Annotated in this window: 4 protein-coding genes and 1 pseudogene; 4 read left to right on the forward strand and 1 reads right to left on the reverse strand. The window is 43.1% G+C overall.

Going from position 1 to position 5,897, the window contains the following annotated elements; genetic code table 11:
- Positions 1-456: 456 nt before the first annotated feature.
- Positions 457-619: pseudogene (locus LD28_RS23880) on the reverse strand (IS630 family transposase); the annotation flags it as partial.
- 407 nt (positions 620-1,026) lie between these two features.
- On the opposite strand from LD28_RS23880, the gene LD28_RS0121710 reads away from it, so the two are divergent.
- The 4 genes from LD28_RS0121710 to LD28_RS23275 all read left to right on the forward strand — a co-directional run.
- Entirely contained in the window at positions 1,027-1,551 is a 525-nt protein-coding gene (locus tag LD28_RS0121710) for a fimbrial protein (protein ID WP_033138949.1), read from the forward strand.
- Positions 1,552-1,606: 55 nt separating this feature from the next.
- Entirely contained in the window at positions 1,607-2,311 is a 705-nt protein-coding gene (locus LD28_RS0121715; protein ID WP_050514393.1) for a fimbrial biogenesis chaperone, read from the forward strand.
- 127 nt (positions 2,312-2,438) lie between these two features.
- Entirely contained in the window at positions 2,439-4,850 is a 2,412-nt protein-coding gene (locus tag LD28_RS22745; protein WP_162182408.1) for a fimbria/pilus outer membrane usher protein, read from the forward strand.
- 64 nt (positions 4,851-4,914) lie between these two features.
- On the forward strand, positions 4,915-5,897 hold a 983-nt coding region (locus LD28_RS23275; RefSeq protein WP_206538780.1), incomplete at its 3' end, for a hypothetical protein.

Raw genomic sequence — 5,897 nt, forward strand, 5'->3', positions numbered from 1 at the left:
CCCCTGTGGATGAAAAATAGTGCTATCCAGTCGTACCACCGGATGCTCATCGGCAATCAGTTCAATAATATTGGCATCTAGTTGTAACATATCCGGGTAGGCTGAATAGTATTTCATCGTCATGAATGCGCCTCTAAGTATATCATAGGAGTAGTTGGCTGACTTTATATGTAATGGTTGCACATTGTTTTACTAGTCGACAGAAGGTGTATGGTAATTATCTGAAGCTAAAAGCAACCTTGCTTTGTGATAATAATGGTCGTGGAGGTAGAATGAGAAAGGTCACCATCTCCAAAACAGTAAAAGTACAGCAATAATGATTTTTGTATCTGAAGCGATAATAGCGCAATAAACATGGAGCGCTTGTAGGTCAAAGTCGTCGATGTGTGTAGGAGTTAACCTATGTGAGGCATTGGAATGTTTTAAAGTCTGTCTAAATAACGGTTGATAATAGTGCTATAAATTCGCTGCTCCATAGTCATTCTCTGGGAAAGGAGACTTGGTATCCATGAATTGATTCACTCGCGCCAGCAGGTAGGCCATTCTCTGCATTGGTGAGTGATTGCACGTGATGGTTTCATATAACTATGTGCCACAGCCGTTCTATGTGATTAACCCAATCCAGAAGGTGAGTGAACCACGAGACTGTTGTATTGAGGTCAGTGAGTGATGGGGTGAAGTGCCTTGCTAAGCGGATGATGGTGATCTGCGCGCCACGCTTTCAGTTGGTTCCATTCAAGCCTCATCGATTTGAGAAGCAATCCCAAGCAAAACGTAAGGCAAGACTAATCCCCGAAACCAATAAACCCCATGTCTGGGTGAATCACTTTTCAATCGGTGAAATTAGCCAGAGTTGGTCATGTTCTGAACGGTGTTGCGAGATTGCGGGTTTTCCTACGTGTTTCGGAGCTAGGGGCTTATTAAGGGGATAAGGTGGGTAAGTATGATAAGTACAGCTCAGCAACAATGTGTTGGGTTATATAATAATGGAAAATTAAAAGATATCTAAAATAGGATGATTTGAAAATGATCAAGCATGTACTGTCCACCGCGATTATGTTTTCTCTTTCCGTAGCATCAATGTCCTCCCATGCAGCCCAAATCAATTTTACTGGCTCGGTTACTTCGCAGAGCTGTGAACTGAGTGCTGGTGATTTGGATTTCACACTGTCTACAGTGGGCGAATCAGATGTTCTGGAAGCAGGTAAGCAGGCTGGTATGATTACCCTCTCTACTGCAGTCACCTGTGAGGGGGCAAGCTCAGGTACTGTTAATATGTCTTTGATGCCAAAGGCTGGTTCATTTGAGGGGAAGGTGCTCAAAAATACAGCTGATAATAATGCAGCTAAAGGAGTTGGTTTTGTTGTTATGAACGACAAAATGGAAATTTTGGATTTCAGCAATGGTAATGCCGAAATTAGTGCACCTATTGATGGTAAAGGTGTAGCTAATATTTTGATTTCTGCCAACTATGCCAAAGATGGCTCTGGTGAGGATGTTGAGGCCGGTATGGTAAAAGCAGTGCTGCCATTCGTTTTGACCTACGAATGATTCTTTAATTTTATAGTGCATGGGTTAACCATGCACTTTTTAAAAGGCATTGGTAATGAATAAATCAAACTTTATTATAGGCCTGCTGCTCTCGTTAGTGGCAGTGCATAGTCATGCATCAATCAGCCTCTCTGCCACACGAATCATATATAATGGTATGCAAAAGGAGGCCTCGATTAATGTAGATAATAATAGTGATAGAGAGACTGCTATCCAAACTTGGATCGAAGGAGATGGTGATATAAATCAGGCTCCGCCATTTGCTGTTACTCCTCCACTAGCAAAAATAAAAGGTAATCAACGTCAATTATTGCGATTATTCTATGAGGGGAGAGGGCTACCTCAGGACAGAGAATCTGTTTTTTGGTTGAATGTGCAGGAAATACCTCTGGCTGTAGAAGGTGAGAATGTACTGCAATTGGCACTTATGCAGCGTATAAAAGTATTCTATCGTCCGAATGGTTTAAATGGGGAGCCGTACCTTGCACCTGAGAAATTGATGTTTAAGTCAGTAAATAATAATCTTGAAGTTTACAACCCTACACCTTATTACATTAATATGGTTAGCTTCGTTAATGTGGGGGGTGATATTAAGGGGAGAATGATACCACCAATGAGTAAAATTACGTTTTCACTTCAAAAGGTTCAGCCTGATGGTAAGTTTACTTTGGGGATTGTCAATGATTTTGGTGCAGTGAAAACCTATATGGGGGAATTAAAGGAAGGGGTAGCTTCATCGCCAGTCTTGATAAAGCCGTAACTCTGACTTGTGTTAATTGAATCTTGCTGGTTGATGTTTGTTGTATTGCATTCGCTTGGGTCATAATATGATTTTTAACAAATTTAGAAGTGCTAGGCTGGTCACATGTTTAGCAATTATTATCAGTATGTTTGAACATGAGTTTGTATTTGCAACATCAGCAACTGAAAGTGTTAATCGTAAATATAACACTGCTTTTTTACGAGGAAATCAAGATGTAGATTTTGAAATATTTCTAAGTCAAGATACTGTAGTTCCTGGTAAATATCTGGTTGATCTGTATGTGAATAGCAAGATATTTTCCAAGGCGAATGTCAAGTTTGTACCTACGAATGATGGTGCTGAACCATGCATCACAGCAGAGTTGATGGAAAAGATTGGCATTAGGAAGGCGCTATATACATCGTCTATAGGAGTACTCTCTTGTGTAAACCTAGAGGAGATAGACCATGTTAGTTGGGACTATGACAAAAGTACCCAGAAACTGAGGTTATCATTTCCTCAAACTGCCTTTGAATACAGCAGCCGTAGTTATGTTGAACCTGCCCTTTGGGATGAAGGGATTACCACTGCTTTTGTGAACTATAACCTTCAGGGGCGTTTCAATGATAGTGATTCGATGGGGACTTCCCGTAGCCACCATTTGAGCCTTAATTCAGGGGTGAATTTTGGTCCTTGGCGATTGCGCAACCAGAGTCAATTAAGTGGTCTGAATGATCAAGGTGATTTCAAGAGCCTGAGAACTTATGTTGAACGAGACCTGTCCGATTGGCGTAGCCAACTAAGTGTTGGTCAGATCTATAGTCGTTCTGATGTATTTGATAGTCCGGCTTTGCTCGGTATTCAGGTACGTTCCGATGATTCCATGCTGCCAGATGAGCTGAGAGGTTATTCTCCTGTTGTTAGTGGCGTTGCTGATACCAATGCAACTGTAGAAATACGTCAGGGTGGTCATCTGGTCTACAGCTCTATTGTCGCACCAGGCCCGTTCGAATTTCGAGATATTCCTACCTATGGTAGCAATGGAGATCTGGAGATCACCGTAATTGAGGCTGATGGAACACGAAAGGTGAGAAACCAAGGCTTTGGCATGCTCCCTGTAATGGTTCGTGAAGGAACAAGTCGTTACCAGCTGAGTTTTGGCCAGCTTGATAATGATCTGCTTGACCGTAGTGAGCAGTGGTACTTATCCGCCGATGGTGCCTATGGTGCACTTTCGGATCTCACCTTCTATGGAGGGATCGAGGGTATGCAACATTACTATGCGTTGAATGCAGGTCTAGGGCTTGGTAGTCGCTTCGGCTCCCTCTCATTTGACATAACCCATTCTGATAGCGACACCGGTATGGGTCACAATCAAGGACAGAGTTATCGTTTTCGCTTCGGCCGCGTATTCCATGATGCTGGTACTACCTTGGCGTTGGCTGGTTACCGCTACGCCACTGAGGATTACCGCAGCCTAGATGACCATATACGGGATTACAGTAAATTGGGTGTGAGACATTATAGCTCACGGGTTCGCTCTAATGTTTCTATCTCGGTTACTCAACAACTGCCAGGTGATTTTGGGGGGCTGAATCTCTCTGCCAGCGAGCAAGATTATTGGGATAATAGGCCGATATCTCGATCGCTTTCTGCCAGTTATAACCATTACTGGGAGCGATTGAATTATCAATTTGGCGTACAGAAGACCCTTAGTGAATCGGGTGATGAGACCCTTCTTTCACTTTATGTTTCCCACCCGCTCTCTTGGGGGGAGAGCACACACAACCTATCGTTGGGAGGGAGTTGGCAGCAACGAGATGATTATCGAAGCAACTATCAGAATCTGGGGCTTTCTGGCACATGGGGAGCTTACAACTATAACTTAAACACTAGCAATGATAGTTTTGGCAACAAAAGATGGGTTGCGAGTACAGGCCTGCGCTCCGCCTTTGGAGAGGGGCGATTGGGATATAGTAGTGGTAACGGCTACCACTCAACTAATGCCCAGTGGGGTGGTTCGTTGATTGTCCATGCTGGTGGTATTAATGCGGCACCTAGCTTTTACGATGGGGCTATATTGGTGGAAGTGCCGAAACAGGAAGGCGTTGGTTTTCGTGGTAGTCTGGCCAAGACCGGCAGTAACGGATTTGCCTTGGTAGAGACTAGCACACCCTATCGGCGCAACAACGTTAGAGTCGATTCTAGGACTTTGGCTGATGGGGTTGAGCTGGTCGATGGCAACGCTCAAGTTGTGCCCCGCCGCGGAGCCATCACCTACGCAAAAATTGCTGCGCGAAAAGTTCAGCGAGTACAGTTTACAATGCTTGACAGCAAGGGCAGCGCGCTTCCATTTGGGACTCGATTGGAGGGTTCTGATGGTGCCTTGCTCGCGATTGCAGACCCACATGGCAGAGCCCTGGCTTTGCTCAATGGTGATGAAAGGGTATTAGTTATTGCGGGAAGTTCGGGGCGCTGCCAAGTACCATATCAAGCCACCGAAAGTCGTAGTGGCAATTTTAGTAAAGCTGTTTTGCAATGTCGCTCTAGTAATTAACTCCATGGCTAAAATGTTAATGCCATTTTCCAGTTCCCTTTCAAGCCAATTAAAAGAGATTGAGATGATACATCAACAGTTTAATCCTATAGTAGTTAATTTCACTATTCGTATAAAAAATAACATTATAAGCAAATGGCGTTTTAATGGTTTTTTCAGCATTTTGTGTATGTTAACTATCTTTTCGAATAATAGTAGTGCGGCAAATACTGAGTTGTGTAAGTCATTAGTAACTAAAATGTCAGGCACTAGTGGGGCATGTAGTATATCATCTGCAAGAGCCTATTATATTGGCGAGTCTCTTGATGTTGACTCTGCGTCTGGTTCTGTCGGGGGGAAATTTAATGTTGATTTCGATTGGACCTGCGTTTTGCCTTCTAAGACTAGCTCAAATTATCAGCAGCTTGGGTTGATTTATGATGATAATTTTCACTCATTAGCAGGCGATGGTCGTATAAATTTAAAGACCAATCTAGAAGGCGTGTTACTTAGAACAATGGGTAAGACTAATCAGCTTGGTGGGTATCAATATGCAAAGGTACTTTCTATAATAACAGCTCCTGAGTCAGCAGGGGGGACGAACATTACAAAAAACCCAAATGCTATTATAGCTCAGGAAATCAATGTCAATGAAAAAAAATATTTTTGTGGTTCTCAGAGTGATGATGTTAGTATATTGGAATCAATAAAGTCAGGAGTTGTGAGACCCGGTGAATATAACATTGAGACTCCAATGCCAACTAAGATTGTTCAAGCAAGATATACAACCAGCTCTACAGGCATGAATATGCTAAGCACGATCCCTTCTGCAAAGTTTACTATTGGTGCAGCGACATGTAAAATTCGGGGCGGCGATATAGATGTACGTGTTAATGATGGAAATCCAATGAGTGTAAAGGATTTTGGGAATATAAAAACGGATTTTAGTGTGCCACTTGACTGTTCGTCGGTGGAAATGGATATACCTTATCGGCTTACACCAGCAATCCCTCTTGGTAGCCATAGCAATAGAGGTGGGATCGGCATTACTCAAGGGGGGGGGGGGGG

This window comes from Aeromonas finlandensis, from assembly GCF_000764645.1.
Taxonomy (GTDB): domain Bacteria; phylum Pseudomonadota; class Gammaproteobacteria; order Enterobacterales; family Aeromonadaceae; genus Aeromonas; species Aeromonas finlandensis.